This is a genomic window from Sediminibacterium soli (assembly GCF_009939225.1).
Classification (GTDB): Bacteria; Bacteroidota; Bacteroidia; order Chitinophagales; family Chitinophagaceae; genus Sediminibacterium; species Sediminibacterium soli.
The window spans coordinates 664,449-682,469 of record NZ_JAACJR010000006.1 but is presented as its reverse complement, the minus strand read 5'-3'; the positions used below and the strand labels follow the sequence as shown (position 1 = coordinate 682,469).

17 protein-coding genes are annotated in these 18,021 nt (G+C 49.8%); 11 read left to right on the top strand and 6 right to left on the bottom strand.

The genetic code is table 11. From position 1 onward, the window contains the following. The first annotated feature begins 32 nt into the window (after positions 1 to 32). Both hutI and GWC94_RS07015 read left to right on the top strand, forming a co-directional pair. Complete coding sequence (gene hutI, locus GWC94_RS07020) at positions 33 to 1,271, top strand: imidazolonepropionase (RefSeq protein ID WP_161834318.1); 1,239 nt, start codon at positions 33 to 35, stop codon at positions 1,269 to 1,271. Positions 1,272 to 1,320: 49 nt separating this feature from the next. After that, complete coding sequence (locus GWC94_RS07015; RefSeq protein ID WP_161834317.1) at positions 1,321 to 2,373, top strand: formimidoylglutamase; 1,053 nt, start codon at positions 1,321 to 1,323, stop codon at positions 2,371 to 2,373. A 175-nt stretch (positions 2,374 to 2,548) separates the two neighbouring features. Here the strand turns inward: GWC94_RS07015 and GWC94_RS07010 are convergent, their stop codons facing one another. Continuing rightward, positions 2,549 to 4,504 carry an ABC-F family ATP-binding cassette domain-containing protein gene (locus GWC94_RS07010; RefSeq protein ID WP_161834316.1) on the bottom strand — a complete coding sequence of 652 codons (1,956 nt, stop codon included), beginning with the start codon at positions 4,502 to 4,504 and terminating at the stop codon, positions 2,549 to 2,551. A 76-nt stretch (positions 4,505 to 4,580) separates the two neighbouring features. Here GWC94_RS07010 and GWC94_RS07005 point away from each other — a divergent pair, with 76 nt between their 5' ends. After that, positions 4,581 to 5,174 carry a DUF3347 domain-containing protein gene (locus tag GWC94_RS07005; RefSeq protein WP_161834315.1) on the top strand — a complete coding sequence of 198 codons (594 nt, stop codon included), beginning with the start codon at positions 4,581 to 4,583 and terminating at the stop codon, positions 5,172 to 5,174. Positions 5,175 to 5,203: 29 nt separating this feature from the next. Then, a complete protein-coding gene (locus GWC94_RS07000) occupies positions 5,204 to 7,561 on the top strand; it encodes a TonB-dependent receptor (RefSeq protein ID WP_161834314.1) in 2,358 nt (785 codons plus the stop codon). Between the two features lie 68 nt (positions 7,562 to 7,629). Here GWC94_RS07000 and GWC94_RS06995 read toward each other — a convergent pair whose 3' ends face one another. After that, a complete protein-coding gene (locus GWC94_RS06995) occupies positions 7,630 to 8,784 on the bottom strand; it encodes a hypothetical protein (protein ID WP_161834313.1) in 1,155 nt (384 codons plus the stop codon). A gap of 226 nt (positions 8,785 to 9,010) precedes the next feature. Between GWC94_RS06995 and thrS the strand changes: the two genes are divergently transcribed. The 6 genes from thrS to GWC94_RS06965 all read left to right on the top strand — a co-directional run bounded on the left by thrS (position 9,011) and on the right by GWC94_RS06965 (position 14,639). Next, positions 9,011 to 10,939, top strand: coding sequence for a threonine--tRNA ligase (thrS, locus tag GWC94_RS06990; RefSeq protein WP_161834312.1), 1,929 nt, complete (start codon positions 9,011 to 9,013; stop codon positions 10,937 to 10,939). Between the two features lie 203 nt (positions 10,940 to 11,142). Beyond that, the gene (gene infC / locus GWC94_RS06985) at positions 11,143 to 11,715 is read left to right on the top strand and encodes a translation initiation factor IF-3 (RefSeq protein ID WP_161834311.1); all 573 of its coding nucleotides are present in this window, start codon (positions 11,143 to 11,145) and stop codon (positions 11,713 to 11,715) included. A gap of 203 nt (positions 11,716 to 11,918) precedes the next feature. Beyond that, a complete protein-coding gene (gene rpmI / locus GWC94_RS06980; protein ID WP_161834310.1) occupies positions 11,919 to 12,119 on the top strand; it encodes a 50S ribosomal protein L35 in 201 nt (66 codons plus the stop codon). A gap of 58 nt (positions 12,120 to 12,177) precedes the next feature. Beyond that, positions 12,178 to 12,522 (top strand): 50S ribosomal protein L20, encoded by a 345-nt coding sequence (rplT, locus tag GWC94_RS06975; protein ID WP_161834309.1) that lies wholly within the window; start codon positions 12,178 to 12,180, stop codon positions 12,520 to 12,522. A 192-nt stretch (positions 12,523 to 12,714) separates the two neighbouring features. Further along, positions 12,715 to 14,145: a type III PLP-dependent enzyme domain-containing protein gene (locus GWC94_RS06970; RefSeq protein WP_161834308.1), complete on the top strand. Its 1,431-nt coding sequence runs from the start codon at positions 12,715 to 12,717 to the stop codon at positions 14,143 to 14,145. Positions 14,146 to 14,174: 29 nt separating this feature from the next. Then, entirely contained in the window at positions 14,175 to 14,639 is a 465-nt protein-coding gene (locus tag GWC94_RS06965) for a hypothetical protein (RefSeq protein WP_161834307.1), read from the top strand. Positions 14,640 to 14,672: 33 nt separating this feature from the next. Here the strand turns inward: GWC94_RS06965 and GWC94_RS06960 are convergent, their stop codons facing one another. The 4 genes from GWC94_RS06960 to GWC94_RS06945 all read right to left on the bottom strand — a co-directional run bounded on the left by GWC94_RS06960 (position 14,673) and on the right by GWC94_RS06945 (position 17,244). Then, the gene (locus tag GWC94_RS06960; protein ID WP_161834306.1) at positions 14,673 to 15,314 is read right to left on the bottom strand and encodes a hypothetical protein; all 642 of its coding nucleotides are present in this window, start codon (positions 15,312 to 15,314) and stop codon (positions 14,673 to 14,675) included. Between the two features lie 8 nt (positions 15,315 to 15,322). After that, positions 15,323 to 15,820 carry an RNA polymerase sigma factor gene (locus tag GWC94_RS06955; RefSeq protein WP_161834305.1) on the bottom strand — a complete coding sequence of 166 codons (498 nt, stop codon included), beginning with the start codon at positions 15,818 to 15,820 and terminating at the stop codon, positions 15,323 to 15,325. 8 nt (positions 15,821 to 15,828) lie between these two features. Beyond that, entirely contained in the window at positions 15,829 to 16,686 is an 858-nt protein-coding gene (locus GWC94_RS06950) for a TraB/GumN family protein (RefSeq protein ID WP_161834304.1), read from the bottom strand. Positions 16,687 to 16,818: 132 nt separating this feature from the next. Then, positions 16,819 to 17,244: an Hsp20/alpha crystallin family protein gene (locus tag GWC94_RS06945; protein WP_161834303.1), complete on the bottom strand. Its 426-nt coding sequence runs from the start codon at positions 17,242 to 17,244 to the stop codon at positions 16,819 to 16,821. 225 nt (positions 17,245 to 17,469) lie between these two features. Here GWC94_RS06945 and GWC94_RS06940 point away from each other — a divergent pair, with 225 nt between their 5' ends. After that, on the top strand, positions 17,470 to 17,886 hold the full coding sequence (locus tag GWC94_RS06940) for a BrxA/BrxB family bacilliredoxin (RefSeq protein WP_161834302.1): 417 nt from the start codon (positions 17,470 to 17,472) through the stop codon (positions 17,884 to 17,886). Positions 17,887 to 18,021: the final 135 nt, after the last annotated feature.

The window sequence follows — 18,021 nt, the reverse complement described above, 5'->3', positions numbered from 1 at the left end:
TTTTGCTTGCCATTTCTGCTTATTTTGTTGCCATGAACGCCCTGATCACCAATATACGCCACCTGGTCAATGTGCGCGGTACATCGCATCCGCTGCGAGGCGCAGAACTGGCCCAACTGCCTGTGCTTGAAAATGCTTACCTGGTTGTTCGCGACGGACGCATCGGCGATTATGGTGCCATGGCGGATCTGCCGGAGGGGCCGTATGCAAACCTGCCGCTGATCAACGCGGAAGGAAGCAGCGTGCTGCCTTGCTGGTGCGACAGCCATACCCATCTTGTTTTTGCGGCAAGCCGGGAGGAGGAATTTGTGGACAAGCTGCAGGGATTGAGTTATGCGGCCATTGCAGCCAAAGGCGGTGGCATACTGAACTCTGCAAGGAAACTTGCCGACACATCCGAAGACGCGCTTTTTGAACAGGCATGGAACCGGTTGCAGGAGCTGATGCGCTTGGGCACAGGAGCCATAGAGATCAAAAGCGGTTATGGCCTTACGGTGCAGTCGGAGCTGAAAATGCTGCGGGTGATCAGGCGGATCAAAGAGAAAACGCCCATACCGGTTAAAGCCAGTTTTCTGGGTGCCCATGCATTCCCGCCCGAATACCGGAGCGACCACCGGGGGTATATCGATCTGATCATACAGGAAATGTTGCCCGCGATTGCGGGCGAAGGCCTGGCCGAGTACATCGATGTGTTTTGCGAAGAAGGTTTTTTTTCCGTTGCGGAAACAGAAACCATCTGCAGAGCAGGCATGGCAATCGGGCTGCAGCCCAAGATACATGCCAACCAGCTGAGCCTGTCGGGAGGTGTTGAATTGGGGGTATCGCTGGGCGCCCTGTCTGTTGATCACCTGGAGACCATGGATGATGCGGCGATACAGGCGCTGGCGGGTTCGGATACCATCGGCACCTTACTGCCTACGGCGGCGTTTTTTCTGCGTATGCCTTTTCAGCCGGCAAGAAAACTGATCGATGCGGGAAGCATCGTGGCGCTTGCTTCGGATTATAACCCGGGATCAAGCCCGAGCGGCAACATGAACCTGGTGGTATCCATGAGCTGTATACAAATGAAAATGCTGCCCGCGGAAGCCATCAACGCGGCCACGCTCAACGGCGCCTATGCAATGGGCTGCGGCGAACAGCTGGGCAGCATTACCCTCGGAAAAAAAGCCAACCTGATCTTCACCCGGCCCATCCCCTCCATAGCCTACCTGCCTTATGCTTTCGGTTCAAACCTTATCGATAAAGTGATGATCAACGGCGCATTTATTTAGTATATTTATTTTCCTGCGGGATTGCAGCAGGAACATAAAACCGCGCCATATGACCCATTTCAGGTTTTATAACAAAAAGGACATACTATCGCTTACCCGTATCCGCCGATTCGAAACAAAACTGGGTGAGCGGATACAGGTGCTGGCCGATCCCTCCCGGCTGGAGCAGTCGTTGCTGCAGTCCGATGCGGCATTTGTGCTGATCGGTATACCCGAAGACATCGGTGTAAAAGCCAATATGGGCGTTGGCGGAACAGATTCTGCCTGGATGCCTTTTTTGCAATCGTTCCTGAATATTCAAAGCAACGATTTTCTCGAGGGTACCGAGCTGCTGTTGCTGGGGCATTTCGATTTTTCCGATATGGCCAGGCTGATCGATCAGAATGCGCAGGACCAGGATGAGAAACTGGAAGCCTACCGTCATGCCGTGAATACGATCGACGAAGCGGTGGAGCAACTGATCCATATTGTAACGCAGAATAAAAAAATACCGATCGTTATCGGGGGAGGTCATAACAATTCCTATCCCTGTATCAAAGGCGCCGCAAAAGGATTTTACAAAGCCGGGGTACTGCCCATCGCGCAGATCAATGCCATCAACCTGGATGCACATGCCGATTTCAGACCGATGGAAGGCAGGCACAGCGGCAACGGGTTTTCCTATGCGGAAGCGGACGGCTACCTGGAAAAATATTGTGTGATCGGCTTACACGAGAACTACCTGCCGCAGAATGTGTGGGTGGATATGGTGAACAATCCTTTTATTGATTGCATTACCTATGAAGATATCTTCCTTCATGAAAAACGGAATTTCGTTCAGGCCATCGCGCATGCAACGGATTTTACCGATGATACTTTATGCGGACTTGAGCTGGATCTCGACTGTATCAGGAACACGCTCAGCAGCGCTGCCAGTCCGGTGGGGCTCACCGCAAACCATGCCCGCCAGTTCATTACCTATGCCGCGGCGGGGAATAAGATCGCTTACCTGCATATCTGCGAAGGGGCAACCCGGCTTTCCGACGGAAGGGAAGACCCCGCCACAGGTAAACTGATCGGCTACCTGGTGAGCGATTTTGTGAAAGCGATGAGCGGGGAGTAGGGGGAGGTGAGACGTGAGTTATCGTGAGTTGGCGTGAGTTAATGTGTGGAAGTCAGGCTGGCAGTCCAGACCAGGATGTGTCAGGTTGTTTTTGGGTTTTCAAAAACTTCAGCTTACAGCAACGCCGAATTCACTCACGCCAACTCACGATAACTCACGATTGACGTCTCACGCGTTACATTTTCCCTTCCAGCTCCATCACTTTCTCAAATGTCTCTTCGTATTGTTTGTTGAGATTTTCGCGCTGGGACCTGGCTTTTTTGTAATCGGATTCGATGGTGGCAAATCTGGAATGATCGGCATAGTTGGCAGGGTCGCCCAGAGCGGCTTCGAGTTTTTGTTCAGCCTCTTTTGCCTTGTTCAGATCGGCTTCCAGTTTCTCAAGCCTGCGCTGTTCTTTCTGGAGTTCCTTCTGTAATTCCTTGTTGATCGATACGGCTGCGGGTTTGGGATCCTGAGGAGCAACTGCCGCCGGCTGCGGTGCGGGTTTATTGGCGCCCGTGTTTTTCTGTTTCTCCGCTTCGATCTTCGCCATGCGTTCGTTCCATTCCACCCATTCCTGGTAGCTGCCTTTGAATTCCTTGATCTGGTGATCAACGATCTCCCATATCTTATTGGCCGTTTTTGAAATAAAATAACGGTCATGGCTTACCAGGATATAACTGCCTTCGTATTTATTCAGGGCTTCCGCAAGCAGTTCCACCGAATGCATATCGAGGTGGTTGGTGGGTTCGTCGAGCATCAGGAAGTTCGCCTTGCTTACAATGGTTTTTGCCAGCGCCACCCTCGCTTTTTCGCCACCGCTCAGTACCCGGATTTTCTTTTCTACATCATCGCCGCTGAAAAGAAAGGATCCCAGCAGCATCCGCAGTTCCACATCCGTTTTTTTACTGCCGCATTGCTGCATTTCTTCCAGGATGGTATTGCTCAGTGTAAGTGCTTCCAGCTGGTGCTGTGCATAAAAACTCTCTTCCACATTATGTCCCCATACACGCTCGCCTTCGAACGGTTCGGTGCCCGCGATCATACGCAGCACCGTTGATTTACCTTTTCCGTTGGCGCCGATCAGCGCGATCTTGTCTCCGCGGTCAATTTCTGCGGTGGTGTTTTCAACAATGGTCAGTTCGCCAAAATGCTTGCTGACATGTTTCAGTGAGGCCAGTATCTTACCCGGAATTTTTTCCAGCTGAAAATTGATGCGTAAATCGGGGCGCTCCAGTTTGGCGTCTTCGATCTTATCCAGTTTATCGAGCCGTTTCTGCACACTCTGCGCCTGGGCCGCTTTGCTGGCCTTGGCCTTGAAGCGTTCGATAAAACGTTCCTGCTGCCGTATATAATCCTGCTGGTTCTCGTAAGCTTTCTGCTGCATTTCTATCCGGATCAGCTTTTCCGTTTCATAGTATTCATAATTGCCACTGTAGATATGCAGTTGCTGCTGGTACACTTCCACGATCTTGTTGACCATCCGGTTCAGGAAAAATTTATCGTGGCTTACGATCACCACACTTCCCTGGTAATGCACCAGGTATTTCTCCAGCCATTCGATAGAAGGAAGGTCGAGGTGGTTGGTAGGTTCATCCAGCAGCAATACATCCGGTTGCTGCAGGATCATTTTTGCCAGCAGCACCCGCATCCGCCAGCCGCCGCTGAACTCCTGGTAGGGTCGGGCCAGGTCTTCGTTGCCAAAGCCAAGACCATGCAATACTTCTTCCGCTTTGTGATGGATATTGTACCCGTCAAGCACATCCATCTCATGAAGACTGTCTGTGTATTTCAGCAGCAAAGCTTCATCCTCCGGATTTTTTTCCAGTTCCATGCCCAGCTGCTCGATCTCTTTTTCCAGCCGCCTCACTCTCTCAAATGCGCTTAACGCCACTTCGGTGATGCTTTCGCTGGTGTCGAAGCTCAGCAGGTCCTGGTGCAGGTAACCGATGGTGGTATCCTTGCTTTTCTCCACAGAACCTTTCGAAGGCAGGTATTCGCCCACCAGTACCTTCAGTATGGTTGATTTTCCGGTGCCGTTATACCCCACCAGGCCAACGCGGTCGCCGGGTTGTATATGCCATGTGGCGTCTTCCACGATGGCCCTTGCGCCAAATTCAAAAGTCAGGTTCTGTAATCCGATCAGCATCTCTTAAGAGGTATTTAAGGCCGCAAAGGTAAAGGCAAACAGCGTCAATTCAATTTGCGGTTACCTTTGTTTGGAAATGTCTTGCAAAAACATATACCTCGCTCTTGGTGCGGTACTGCTTATGGCCGCCGCCTGTAACAGCCGGAACCGGCAACCCTCGGGTACCGCGGTGCCGGCAGCCAATGGGAAAAGCGCCCGGTCGGAGGCGTTTAACCGTTCGTTCGGTAAATTACTGTCCGATTATTATGCATTGAAAGAAGGGTTTGTGTCCGAAGACAGCGATACCACGCTGAACAGGCTGGGCTATACCCTGATGGCCGCTGCCGACAGTCTGCAGCTGACCGAGCTCGGGGCGGATTCTGCGCTGCTGGCAAATGCGGTGATATATACAGAAGTGGTTGTGGCCGAGCTGAAAGGACTGGCCGGGGAAACCGGTCTGGAGGCAAAAAGAAAATCTTTTCAGATGGTGAGCGACCAGCTGTACGATCTGGTGCGCCTGGTGCAGTATGACAGGGCGGTGGTGTACCAGCAGTACTGTCCGATGGCGTTCAACGACCAGGGAGCCGCCTGGCTCAGCAGTTCGCCCGCGGTTCGTAATCCCTATATCCCGAAGAAAATGCCGGAATGCGGCGAGATAAAAGATTCCATCGATTTCAGACCAAAACAATAAGGCGTTGTTATATTGATAAGGCAATTCTTATGAGGAGAAAATACGGCATCTGCTGCCTGCTGTTACTGGGATACCTGACCTGCGCTGCGCAGGAGAAATTCACATTCAACGGGTATGTGAAGGATTCGCTGTCGGGCGAAACACTGATCGGCGCCACGCTGAGGGTGCAGTCGGCCGAAAAAGGCATTACCACCAACCAGTACGGCTTTTTCTCTATCACCCTGCCCAAGGGAAATTATACCATTACCTGTTCTTTTGTCGGCTATGTTTCCAGGGAGATACCGCTGGCGCTGAATGGCAGCATACAGGATAACATATTGCTTTCCCCCGCTTCTGCGCTGATCAATAACGTAACCGTTATAGGCCGGAAACGCGACAACAATGTGAAAACCGCCCAGATGGGTAAGTTTGAACTGAGTGTGGCCACCGCAAAAGCATTACCTGCCTTCCTGGGAGAAGTGGATGTGCTGAAGACACTGCAGTTACTGCCCGGTGTGCGGAATGCCGGAGAGGGGAATGCCGGTTTTTATGTCAGGGGCGGCGGACCCGATCAAAACCTGATCCTGCTCGATGATGCCGTGGTATACAATACCGGGCACCTGTTTGGTTTCTTTTCAATATTTAATTCGGACGCCATCAAGAACGTAACCCTGATTAAAGGCGGTATGCCTTCGCAATACGGGGGAAGACTTTCGTCTGTGGTGGATATCGCCATGAAAGAAGGCAACCAGCATAAAACACAGATAGACGCCGGTATCGGGCTGATCGCTTCGCGTTTTTCCATACAGGGACCTTTGAAAAAAAACAAGGCATCCTATATGATCTCGGCCCGCCGGACATATGTGGACGCGCTGGTAAAGCCTTTCATCAAAAAAACCAGCGAATACTACGGCTCCGGTTATTATTTCTACGACCTGAACGCAAAAGTGAATTACCAGTTCTCAGAAAAGGACCGTATTTACCTGAGCGGTTATTTTGGTCGCGACAAATTCAATTTCAACAACAGCAAGCGCTCTTTCAATACCGAAATACCCTGGGGCAATACCACCGCCACATTCCGCTGGAACCATATCTTCAACAAAAAACTGTTTGCCAATACCACACTGGTCTATAACGATTACCAGTTCTCCCTCGACGGCAAACGCAACGATTTCAGGTTGAATCTGTCGTCGGGTATCCGCGACCTGAACGCCAAAACAGATATTGATTTTTATCCCGCCCCCGAACACAAACTGCGGTTCGGCTTCCAGTACACCTATCATACTTTTCTGCCCAATGTGTTAAGCGGAAGACAGGACAGTACCGTGTTCAGACCCAACAATGCGACGAAGAAATACGCCAACGAATACGCGGTGTACCTGCAGGACGATTGGGAGCTGGGCCCTAAATGGAAACTGCATGCAGGTATCCGTTACAGTGTGTTTCAGCAGGTGGGCCGGTATACCAATTACCTGCGTGATGCAAGCGGTAACAAAACCGACAGCACCGTGTATGGCAGCGGGCAGACCGTAAAAGCCTACGGCGGGTTTGAGCCCCGGGCCACCCTGCGGTATGCCATCAGCGATCGGGCATCCATCAAGGCGGCCGTTACACGCAACCTGCAGTATATACACCTTGTGACCAATGCAGGCACAACCCTGCCTACCGATCTGTGGGTGCCGAGTACCCTGCGCGTAAAACCGCAGATAGGATGGCAGTACGCGGTGGGCTATTTCCGGAATTTTAACGAAGGCATGTTTGAAACCTCTGTGGAAGCGTATTACAAAACCATGGAGAACCAGATAGAGTACCGGGAAGGGTACACGCCCTCTCTGAAAGATCCGGAAGAAGAATTTGTATTCGGAAAAGGATGGAGCTATGGCGCCGAATTTTTTGTGAACAAAGTAAAAGGCCGGTGGACCGGCTGGATTGGGTACACGCTTAGCTGGACATGGCGCCGGTTTCCGGATCTGAACAATGGCCGGCAATACCCCAGCCGCTACGACCGCAGGCACGATCTGTCGGTGGTGAGCAGTTATGAGATCAGCCCCAAATGGAAAGTGTCGGGAATATTTATCTATGGCACGGGCAATGCCACTTCGTTGCCCGAACGGTTCTATATGGTGGGAGGGGTGCTTACGCAGGAATACAGCAATATCAACGCCTATCGTATGAGTGCCTATCACCGCATGGATATATCGGCCACCTATACGCCCCAGCCTAAGAAACCGAGGAAGTTTACCAGCAGCTGGGTGTTCAGTATCTACAATCTCTATAGCCGTCTGAACCCTTATTTTATCTATTACGACCAGGAGATCGCTGATAACACGGGTACGGTGAAAGTTACCGCCAAACAGGTTTCGCTGTTCCCGGTTATACCGTCGGTTACCTGGAATATCAGGTTGTAGCGGTGGCGATGCCTGCGGCAAACGGTGATGGGGCTTGTATCAATCCGCCAGTACAGGCTTGCGTTTCTTTACTGTTTGGGGATATAATTGATGATCACTTTGGCATTGCGTTGTTCGTTGGCGGACAGGGTGATCTCGTGGCGCGCAACAAACCTGTCTTTTCCCACCTTGATCACCATAATGGCGGTATTGGGCGGAAATTCGCCCAGGTTCTCCGCCACCATGACAAATTCATGCCGCGCATCTTCCTCCGAGCAGTGCAGTTTTACCGAAAGCGGGGAATAGCTGAGCCTGGCTTTGGAGATGGCCAGCTGGTTATTATGGTATACGGTTACCGTATCGTTATCGATGGTTCCGTTATCATACAACTCCACCGTAACATATGGATCGTACACGTTGATTGTCTTTACCAGGTTGTTTTCCCTTTCGATCAGGGCTTTTGGTGTAGGGAACTTTTTCGGGATATTCTCCGTCTGCTGTGTAATACCGGGTGATGGCGTTTTGGGTACGGTTACAATAGCGGGTTGTTCAATGGTCTTTTCGGGTTGCCGGCTGTTCGGTGCCACATTGCCTTTTGCATTGCCGGCATTCGTGGAAACTTTCGGACTGGCTGCAGGTGGCTTTGGCGCAAGCTTTGCCATACCGGTTCTGGTCCCGGCCTGCGGAGGCGTTTTTTGTGCAGGTGGCTTGTTCGTTGCCTGGGCTGTTTTGTTGTTCGCAGCCGGCTTATCCGTTTTCTTTACCAGAAAATCCTCTTTCTGAAAATCCGATTCGGTCACTTTCTCCAAGTACACTTTTCCACTGCCGCAATCTCTTTTGTCTTTCATGTTGGTGGAAATAAAGGTACCCTCCAGCACCTCGAGCTTGCCGATCCGGGTATAATCCAGGTAGCAGGTCATCAGGCAGGGTTCGCTTTTATCGCCGATCTTGAGGTCAACCAGTTTTGTTTCGCGGAGAATCAGGGTTTTGGCGGGCAGGGTAAGAATGCCGGTCAGTTCGGCTTTACCGTAAAAAACGGTGGTTTTATAGGAATAGGTAACGCCCGCAATACCGTTGTTCGATTTCTGCTCGATCTGTACTTCGTATTTATACCTTTCTTCCCCCAGACCATCTTTGATGATGGGGCTCGATGTAAAATACCCCCTCCAGATGCCCGTGATCTTTTGCGCATCTGCCGTGCCAGCCAACAATAAAAGAGAAAAAATCGTAAAACTCAATCTCATGTCACAAAACTAAGGGCGCAATATAGTAACTGCTGGTAAAGAACCGTTAATAATGGATTGGCGAATGGGGGATGGCCGATTGCCGATTGATTTGGAAGTTCGCGCGCTGCCAGCAGCGCGCTAATCCGCAATCCATCGGCAATCGGCCATCCCCAATCGGCAATCGCCAATTGCCATTTGTCCCCTACCTTTGCATTCCTTGTAAAAAGACGATTCAACAGCAACAATGATCAATATCAGTTTTCCGGATGGAGCCGTAAGGCAGTATGAGAATGGGACGACCGCACTGGGCATCGCCAAATCGATCAGCGAAGGCCTGGCCAAAAAAGTGCTGGCGGCCAAAGTAAACGGAGAAGTATGGGATGCCACACGCCCCATCAACCAGGACGCTGCCCTGCAGTTGCTTACCTGGACGGATACCGAGGGACAAAGCACGTTCTGGCATTCATCCGCCCACCTGATGGCGGAGGCGGTGGAAGCGCTGTTTCCCGGGGTGAAGTTCTGGGTTGGACCTGCCATCGACAAAGGATTTTATTACGATATGGACCTGGGCGATCGTAAGATGACCGAGGAGGACCTGCGGGAACTGGAAAAAAGAATGAACGATCTGGCCAAACAGGCCAATCCGTATAACCGCCGGGAAATAACCAAGTCGGATGCGTTACAGTATTTTAACGACAAAGGCGACCAGTACAAGATAGACCTGCTGCAAAACCTCGAAGACGGCAGCATCACCTTTTACAGCCAGGGCGGGTTTACCGATCTGTGCCGCGGACCGCATATTCCCAACACCGGTTTTATCAAGGCCATCCGGCTGACAGGTATTGCGGGTGCTTACTGGAAAGGCGATGAGAAAAACAAAATGCTTACCCGTGTATACGGCATCACCTTCCCCAACCAGAAAGAACTGGACGAATACCTGGTGATGCTGGAGGAAGCGAAGAAACGCGATCACCGCAAACTGGGCAAAGAACTGGGTATCTATACCATGAACGATGATATCGGCCAGGGACTGATACTCTGGATGCCGAACGGCACCGTGATCATCGAAGAACTGGAGAAACTGGCAAAGGAAACAGAACAGGCCGCGGGGTACAAGCGCGTGGTAACACCGCATATCGCCAAAGAGAACCTGTACCTGACCAGCGGGCACCTGCCGTATTATGCAGACAGTATGTACCCGCCGATGGAACTCGAAGGAGAGAAGTACTACCTCAAGGCAATGAACTGTCCGCATCACCATAAGATATTCGATGCGGAACCCAAAAGCTACCGCGACCTGCCTTACCGGATAGCCGAATACGGCACCTGTTACCGGTATGAACAGAGCGGTGAACTGTTTGGCCTGATGCGCGTGCGCTGCCTGCACATGAACGATGCGCATATCTATTGTTCCAAAGAACAGTTCAAACAGGAGTTCCAGGCGGTGAACGATATGTACCTGAAATATTTCAAGATCTTCGGGATCGAGAAGTATGTGATGCGCCTGTCACTGCACGATCCGGAGAAACTGGGGCAGAAATACATCAACGAACCCGTGTTGTGGAAGGAGACCGAGGAACTGGTGAGAAATGTACTCATTGAAACAGGGGTTCCTTTTGTGGAAGTAAAAGGAGAGGGTGCGTTTTACGGTCCCAAGATCGACGTACAGATATGGAGCGCGATAGGAAGGGAGTTTACGCTGGCCACCAACCAGGTGGATTTTGCACAGCCGCGCAGTTTCGGTCTTTCCTTCACCAATAAGGAGAACGAAGCCGAGATACCCCTGGTCATACACCGGGCGCCGCTGGGTACCCATGAACGTTTTATCGGCTTCCTGCTGGAGCATTATGCGGGCAAATTCCCCGTATGGCTGGCGCCGCTTCAGGCACGGATATTGCCTATCAGTGACAAGTTCCAGGCGTATGCGCTGGAGGTGGAAAAGCGGCTGAAACGCGCAGGTGTTCGGGTGGAAATCGACGACAGGCAGGAAAAGATCGGTAAGAAAATACGCGATACCGAACTGATGAAAGTGCCATATATGCTGGTGGTGGGCGAAAAGGAAATGACAGAGAACAAGGTTTCGGTGCGCCGCCAGGGCCAGGGAGATATCGGCGCCCAGGATATATCGGCATTTGTAGATGCGATCGTTGAAGAAATAGAAAACAGGAAATAGGAAATAATCTGAAAATTTGATGATTTGAAAATTTGAAAATGAAAACGGGGATACTTGTTAAATTGTCGGATGGCCGCGCAAAACAGCAAGAAAGCCATCCAACCATTTAACCATTACCTCCTCCATTCCCAAATTTTCAAATTTTCAAATTTTCAAATTATCTACCTTTATCACGAAAACAATTATTCATTAAACAGCTTTTAATGGCATTACCACCAAGAGGGGGCGGAAGATTCAACCCCAGGTTTAACAGGCAGCCCGAGCCTGAACATCGTATCAACGAGAGAATCCGGGTACCACAGGTCAGATTGGTAGGCGACAACGTAACGGTCGGCGTTTATCCCACACAGGAAGCACTCAAAATTGCACAGGCGCAGGAAATGGATCTGGTGGAGATATCTCCAACCGCCGATCCGCCGGTCTGCAAGGTGATCGACTATAAGAAATTCCTCTACGAAAAGAAGAAGAAGGAAAAGGAGATGAAGGCTAACTCCAAGCAGAGCGAGGTCAAAGAGATCCGCTTTACGCCTGGAACAGACGACCATGATTTTGACTTCAAAGCCAAGCACGCAGAAAAATTCCTGAAAGACGGCAACAAGGTAAAAGCCTATGTGCAGTTCAAGGGCCGCGCCATTATGTTCCAGGACAGGGGCCAGCTGCTGCTGCTGAAATTTGCGGAACGTCTGGCAGAAGCGGGTACGCTTGAAAGCATGCCCAAACTGGAAGGCAAACGCATGTTCGCGATATTTACGCCCAAAACAGGGAAGAAGAAATAGTCATTATTGGCAGTAACCGATTGGTAATTAATCATTTTAATATTATAAATGATTAATTATTGATTGATTGCTGCCAATTTCTTTTTCTTCTTGCAATTCCCGCAACTCCTTCCTACCTTTGCGCTCCATTTCCCACAAGGCTCAACAAGTTTCCCGACCGTTCGGGAACGCCAGCAGGGTATAATCGTAACAGATTATCAAACATGCCAAAGGTAAAAACAAACTCCAGCGCCAAGAAGCGCTTTAAGGTGACCGGTACAGGAGAGATCACCTTCCAGAAAGCTTTTAAACGTCACATCCTCACGAAGAAATCCACCAAACGCAAAAGAGCATTGCGTAAAAAAGGTCTGGTTGGTTCAACCAACAAAGATTTCGTTCTGCGTTTATTACGTCTGAAAGGATAATCACCCACATTAACAAACCGGTTATTCCGCCCCGGCGGAAACCCCAAACTGATACAACATGCCACGTTCAAAAAATGCAGTAGCATCAAGGGCCAGGAGAAAAAGGGTTCTCAAACAGGCCAAAGGTTTTTACGGCAAACGTAAAAACGTCTATACAGTAGCGAAGAACATCGTAGAGAAAGGTCAGACATACGCCTATGTAGGCCGCAAACTGAAAAAACGCGAATACCGCCAGCTCTGGATCGCGCGTATCAATGCAGCCGTAAGGGAAGAAGGTCTTACCTACAGCCAGTTCATCAACAAACTTGCGGTAAAAGGCATCGACCTCAACCGTAAAGTACTGGCCGATCTCGCCATGAACGAACCAGCCAGCTTCAAAGCCCTGATCGCTTCTGTAAAATAACAGCCAAAAATCACCACCCATATAAACCGGAGCCCCAAGCTCCGGTTTTTTTATCCCCCAACTCCCTCAACTCAGGCCTCATGTCTCATGCCCCCTTTCCCAAAAAGTAACCATTTCTTTCCCCATCCATATCAACATTCTATTATTTTTGCGTGTTATTCCTGCTCACGCTAAAAAACGCTAACCCGGTAAATGAACAATAGCTATACTTCGCTGGTCAACCAGACCTTCCATTTTCCCCAGGAGGGCTTTGACCTGAATGATGACGGTTACCTCCAATTCAATGGTCTTGACATCAAAGCGCTGATCGATAAGTACGGTACGCCCATGAAGCTTACCTATCTTCCCAAGATCGGGATGCAGATCAACAAGGCCAAGAAGATGTTTGCCAATGCTTTCAGAAAACACAATTACGAGGGCGAATATTATTATTGCTACTGTACCAAGAGCTCGCATTTTTCTTTTGTGGTAGAGGAGGCGCTGAAGCACAATATCCATCTGGAAACATCGTACGCCTACGATATCGAGATCATCAACCGCCTGTACGAGCGGCGCAAGATCAATAAGGAAACCTATATCATCTGCAACGGCTACAAACAGAAAGCCTACACCTCCCGTATAGCCAAACTGATCAATACCGGGTTCAAGAACGTGATCCCCATACTGGATAACAAGGAAGAACTGACCGCTTACAAACGCAGCGTTAAACAGCCCTTCCGTCTTGGCATACGCGTTGCCGCGGAAGAGGAACCCACTTTCCCGTTCTATACTTCCCGCCTCGGTATCCGGGCAAAAGACATACTGGAGTTCTATGTGGATGAGATCGAGGGCTATGAAGACCGCTTCCAGTTAAAAATGCTCCATATCTTCCTGAACAAGGGTATCAAGGATGATATCTATTACTGGTCGGAGCTGAACAAGATCATCAACCTGTACTGCCAGCTGAAGAAGATCTGTCCCGAACTGGATTCGATCAATATCGGCGGCGGGTTCCCGATCAAACACTCGCTGGGTTTTGAATACGACTACCAGTTCATGATCAACGAGATCGTGGGTAATATCAAGAAAGCCTGCAAGAAGGCCAAAGTGCCCATGCCCAATATCTACACCGAGTTCGGCAGTTTTACGGTTGGCGAAAGCATGGCGCATATTTACAGTGTGGTGGGACAGAAGATACAGAATGACCGCGAGTGCTGGTATATGATCGATTCTTCTTTTATTACCACGCTGCCCGACACCTGGGGCATAGGTGAAAAATTCCTGATGCTGCCGATCAACAAGTGGGAGAATGAATACCACCGGGTGGTATTGGGCGGCATTACCTGCGACAGCCACGATTATTACGATTCCGAAGAACATATCAACGAAGTGTTCCTGCCCAAGCTGGCTTCGAACGAACCCAAAACAGAGATTGCCAACAAAGAATCATTGTACGTAGGGTTTTTCCATACCGGCGCCTACCAGGACCAGATCAGCGGCTACGGCGGCATCAAACACTGCCTGATACCATCGCCGCAGCACATCATTGTGGAGCACGACAAGAACGGCAAACTGGTTGACTGGGTGTATGCAAAAGAACAGACGGCGCAGAGTATGCTGAAGATTTTAGGGTACCTGCGATAGCATGAACTGAAGAAAACGCAACGATTAAAATGAGAAAACTGTTTTTCGTATTGTCGCTCGTATCCTGCTGCGGCGCTTTGCAGGCGCAGACCGCGGTTGATTCGGTGAAGGGAACTGTTGAAAAACTGTTCCTGGCAATGAAGCGCAGCGATGCGGTATTGCTGAAGGAATGTTTCACTGACAGTGCCATCATGCAAACCATAGCGCGCGATAAGACAGGCGGAGCCGTGGTAAAAACCCAGCCGCTTGCCGCTTTTGCCGCTTTTATCGCTACGCTGCCAAAGGGGTCGGCCGACGAGCGGATCAGTTTCGATATGGTAAAACAGGAGGGTGCCCTGGCTTCGGTCTGGACGCCCTACCAGTTCTATATGAACGGCCAGTTCAGCCACTGCGGTATCAACTCCTTCCAGCTTGTCAGAACCGCCAATGGCTGGAAGATCCAGTACATTGTTGATACCAGGGTAAAACAGGGCTGCGCAGAGGTAAAACAGTAGGCGCGTTCCACCCGCATAATTTTCTTTGCACGGTTATTTCTCTTCTTCCTCCAGTTCGCCGATGCATTCTTTCAACTGCTGCACATACCTGCCGTACAGTTTGCGCAGGTACCATTTGGTGAAATAATAAACGCCGGTTGCCAGAGCGGTGAAGTATACCAGTACAAATGCGATCACTTTCCAGGAATGGTTGAAACGGTTTTTAGCCAGGTGGTCGGCAGCGGCTATGCGTTGGTTATCGGTGTACATCAGGATAAAGGCAAAGACGATACAGATCGGTATCAGCGCCATCGTAAACTGGAAATACCGTTTGATAAATTCTTCCATGATCTTCACGATCGTCTGCAGGTTGCTTTTTACCGGCAGGGCGGTGGCGCTGAGCGTTTTTGTTCGTTTGAGCAGGAAGAACAGCAATCCGATAAAGCCGAGCGAAAGCAGGCCGAACACCCTGAAATAAATTCTCACGGAGGCGTAAGACGTAACAAAACTGATCGCGAAAAAACCAATCACCACAAGGATACTGCAGACGATTTCGAACCAGAGGTTCTTTTGCAGTTTCTCCGTCAGGGAAATCGTTTTACGGTTCAGCAGCGAAGCAATATCATTGTCGGACCTGCCCGCGTGATCGTTGGCCAGTTTGTTTTGCAGATGGTATTTGAGGTCGTCTAATTCCATGTTCCGTTTTATTGATGCGCCATTTGTTGTTGGGTTTTCTCTTTCAGTTTGGTTTTGATACGGTTCATCTTTACCGCAACATTATTGGCGGTGATGCCCATCATCTCGCCGATCTCGTTGTATTGATAGTCTTCGAGGTAGAGCATTATGATCGCCTTATCGATTTTTGACAGTTCGCCTATTGCAGCATACATGGCTTTTACCTGTTCTTCCACCGGGTCGTATCCATCATCGGGTCTTTCCGGAACCGTATCGGTTGAGTAGGTTTCGGGTTGTTTTTTCTCCTTCCTGAAAAAAGTGATCGCAGTGTTCAATGCCACCCGGTACAGCCAGGTAGAGAATTTGGCGTCTCCCCGAAAGCTGCCATATGCCTTCCATGCCTGCAGCGTGATCTCCTGGAAAAGATCCTCCCGGTCCGAATGCCTGTCCATATACAGGTTGCAGACCTTGTGTACGATCTTCTGGTGCTGGTTGAGTAATGTTATGAATTCCTTTTCCGATGGCATTCGTCTGGTTAATAGCTGACAGGACTTACCTGGTATCCTTGTTTCCGCAGCAGGCTTACAACGCCTTCCGGTCCGCCGAGATGACCGGCGCCCACCGCAAAAAAACTGGGTTTGTCTGTCATGGCCTTCTCTATCAGCGGCACCCAACGGCGGTTGCGCTTGATCAGCAGTTCCGTTTCAAATTCCGCACCCACGCCTTTGCTTTTCATGTACCCGTAGATCGTATCGATATTTCTTTTTTTGTACATCGTTATCATCTCCTGCATCGACTGTTTGCTGCTGTCAAAATTCAGCAGCATGTTTTTCAGCTGCAATACCATCGAATCAATCGGCTGCGTATTGATCGCATCCACCTGGTCCTGTATCGTTTCCAGACCCAGCACCTCGAGTTGGTGCTGCTTTGCAATTTTCATGAATTCTGTTTCGGGCTGCAGTTTTTCCGCGCAGGCAACGCTGTTGAGTACGGCAAGACTCATGGGCACAAACGGGATAAAATTGTTGAACATCGCCAGCGGCATACCCGTAATACGCTGGAAGCTGTCGCTTACCTGTTTGTAATCGGCGGGAGAAAAAAGCTGCTGCAGGGTTTTGTCCTTCATCATCATTTTCAGTGCCAGCTGCATTTCCTGACCGGGCGTATCCATATCCAGTTCTCCGTACAGCTGCCGGGTTGAAAGCAGTTTCTGCTGCAGGGTATCGGTGATCTGGAAATCGTCTTTGCAGACAATATGAAAGGTGCCAAACAGGTAGGAGGGCTGCTGCAGTCCGTTGCCGCTGACCTGCCACAAAAGAGAGGAAACGCCGCTCTGCGCATCGGTAACCAGCCAGCACATGGCCATCATCAGTGCACAACACCATTTCTTCATGCAAAAGCTTTTTGCATAAGTAGGCATTTCCTGTAAAATATTACCGGTTACGGTAAAAAAACAAGCCCCGTGTAGATACACGAGGCGCTTTAACCAAAACCAACTGCTTATGAAACAGTACTTTCTTACTTGTCAGCTGATGGCGATCTGCTGCGGTTCAACAGTCACCGTTTCTTTTTTGGGAAGGAATACTTTCAGCACCCCGTTCTCATATTTTGCCTGGATACCGGCCACATTGATCTTATCATCGATCGTAAAGCTGCGTTTGAAGCCGCTGTACGAAAATTCCTTACGGATCGTTTTGTAATCTTTGTTCTCCGACTCAGCCTGTTTCTCATAGCTGACGGTGAGCAGGCCCTTGTCGAGACTGATCTTGAAATCTTCCTTGTTGCGGCCTGGAGCGTTCAGTTCAACATGGTAGGCATCCCTGGTCTCGTGCACGTTTACGGCAGGAGAAAAACCGTTCTGGATATCCCTTCCCCATGTGCCGGGAAAACCCTGAAAGAACTCATCGAATAATACGCCCAGGTTAGATGGATTGTGTTTTACGAGTGTCATACGATCTGTTGTTTTGTTTGATTAATGATTTGATCAACCAGGCCCAAACAGTATACCATTGCGTTTTTCCTGCCGGATATGGTCGAAAAGCAGATGAAAATATGACAAAATGACCTTATTAAAGGGGTGTTAAAGCCATTTTGTCTGTTCAAAAGCGTGTACATAGATGTATGTACTTTTAATGTACCTTTGTTTTTCAAACCAAAGAAAGAAGGAGACCCTGATATGTATCCCGCAGAAATCGTAATACCGATGAAAGCCGAGCTTACCGAAAACGGCTTTGATGAGCTGGTATCAGCCAGTGAAGTGGATGAAACCTTGCAGAAGAAAGGCACCACATTAGTAGTTATTAATTCCGTATGTGGTTGTGCAGCAGGCGCTTGCAGACCGGGTGTGTTGATGGCGGTGCATAATTCGGCCAAACGCCCTGACAGGCTTACCACCGCTTTTGCCGGCTTTGATGTGGAAGCCGTTAACCAGGTAAGATCGCATCTGCTGCCTTACCCGCCTTCCTCGCCCGCCATAGCCCTGTTCAAAGACGGGAAACTGGTGAGCATGGTGGAACGTCACCAGATAGAAGGCCGTCCGGCCCAGGTGATTGCGCAGCACCTGATTTCAGAATTTGATAAACATTGTAATTAATTTTCACTTAGTTTTGTTTATAGATGGGTTAGTAAGTACAGGCCTCACGCAAGTGGGGCCTTACTTTTTTCGGGAATTGGAACGGGTCATCATTTCTGCCTTCGGCATATCAATCGAAACAACTAACATTGCATC

Excerpts from the sequence above, each read along its gene's own strand:
- GWC94_RS07015 (WP_161834317.1), top strand. The coding sequence starts at position 1,321 with ATGACCCATTTCAGGTTTTATAACAAAAAGGACATACTATCGCTTACC.
- GWC94_RS06960 (WP_161834306.1), bottom strand. The coding sequence starts at position 15,314 with ATGGAATTAGACGACCTCAAATACCATCTGCAAAACAAACTGGCCAAC.
- GWC94_RS06940 (WP_161834302.1), top strand. The coding sequence starts at position 17,470 with ATGTATCCCGCAGAAATCGTAATACCGATGAAAGCCGAGCTTACCGAA.
- GWC94_RS07005 (WP_161834315.1), top strand. The coding sequence starts at position 4,581 with ATGTCTTGCAAAAACATATACCTCGCTCTTGGTGCGGTACTGCTTATG.
- thrS (WP_161834312.1), top strand. The coding sequence starts at position 9,011 with ATGATCAATATCAGTTTTCCGGATGGAGCCGTAAGGCAGTATGAGAAT.
- rplT (WP_161834309.1), top strand. The coding sequence starts at position 12,178 with ATGCCACGTTCAAAAAATGCAGTAGCATCAAGGGCCAGGAGAAAAAGG.
- GWC94_RS06970 (WP_161834308.1), top strand. The coding sequence starts at position 12,715 with ATGAACAATAGCTATACTTCGCTGGTCAACCAGACCTTCCATTTTCCC.
- GWC94_RS06945 (WP_161834303.1), bottom strand. The coding sequence starts at position 17,244 with ATGACACTCGTAAAACACAATCCATCTAACCTGGGCGTATTATTCGAT.
- hutI (WP_161834318.1), top strand. The coding sequence starts at position 33 with ATGAACGCCCTGATCACCAATATACGCCACCTGGTCAATGTGCGCGGT.
- GWC94_RS06955 (WP_161834305.1), bottom strand. The coding sequence starts at position 15,820 with ATGCCATCGGAAAAGGAATTCATAACATTACTCAACCAGCACCAGAAG.
- GWC94_RS06995 (WP_161834313.1), bottom strand. The coding sequence starts at position 8,784 with ATGAGATTGAGTTTTACGATTTTTTCTCTTTTATTGTTGGCTGGCACG.
- GWC94_RS06965 (WP_161834307.1), top strand. The coding sequence starts at position 14,175 with ATGAGAAAACTGTTTTTCGTATTGTCGCTCGTATCCTGCTGCGGCGCT.
- GWC94_RS07000 (WP_161834314.1), top strand. The coding sequence starts at position 5,204 with ATGAGGAGAAAATACGGCATCTGCTGCCTGCTGTTACTGGGATACCTG.
- GWC94_RS07010 (WP_161834316.1), bottom strand. The coding sequence starts at position 4,504 with ATGCTGATCGGATTACAGAACCTGACTTTTGAATTTGGCGCAAGGGCC.
- infC (WP_161834311.1), top strand. The coding sequence starts at position 11,143 with ATGGCATTACCACCAAGAGGGGGCGGAAGATTCAACCCCAGGTTTAAC.
- GWC94_RS06950 (WP_161834304.1), bottom strand. The coding sequence starts at position 16,686 with ATGAAGAAATGGTGTTGTGCACTGATGATGGCCATGTGCTGGCTGGTT.
- rpmI (WP_161834310.1), top strand. The coding sequence starts at position 11,919 with ATGCCAAAGGTAAAAACAAACTCCAGCGCCAAGAAGCGCTTTAAGGTG.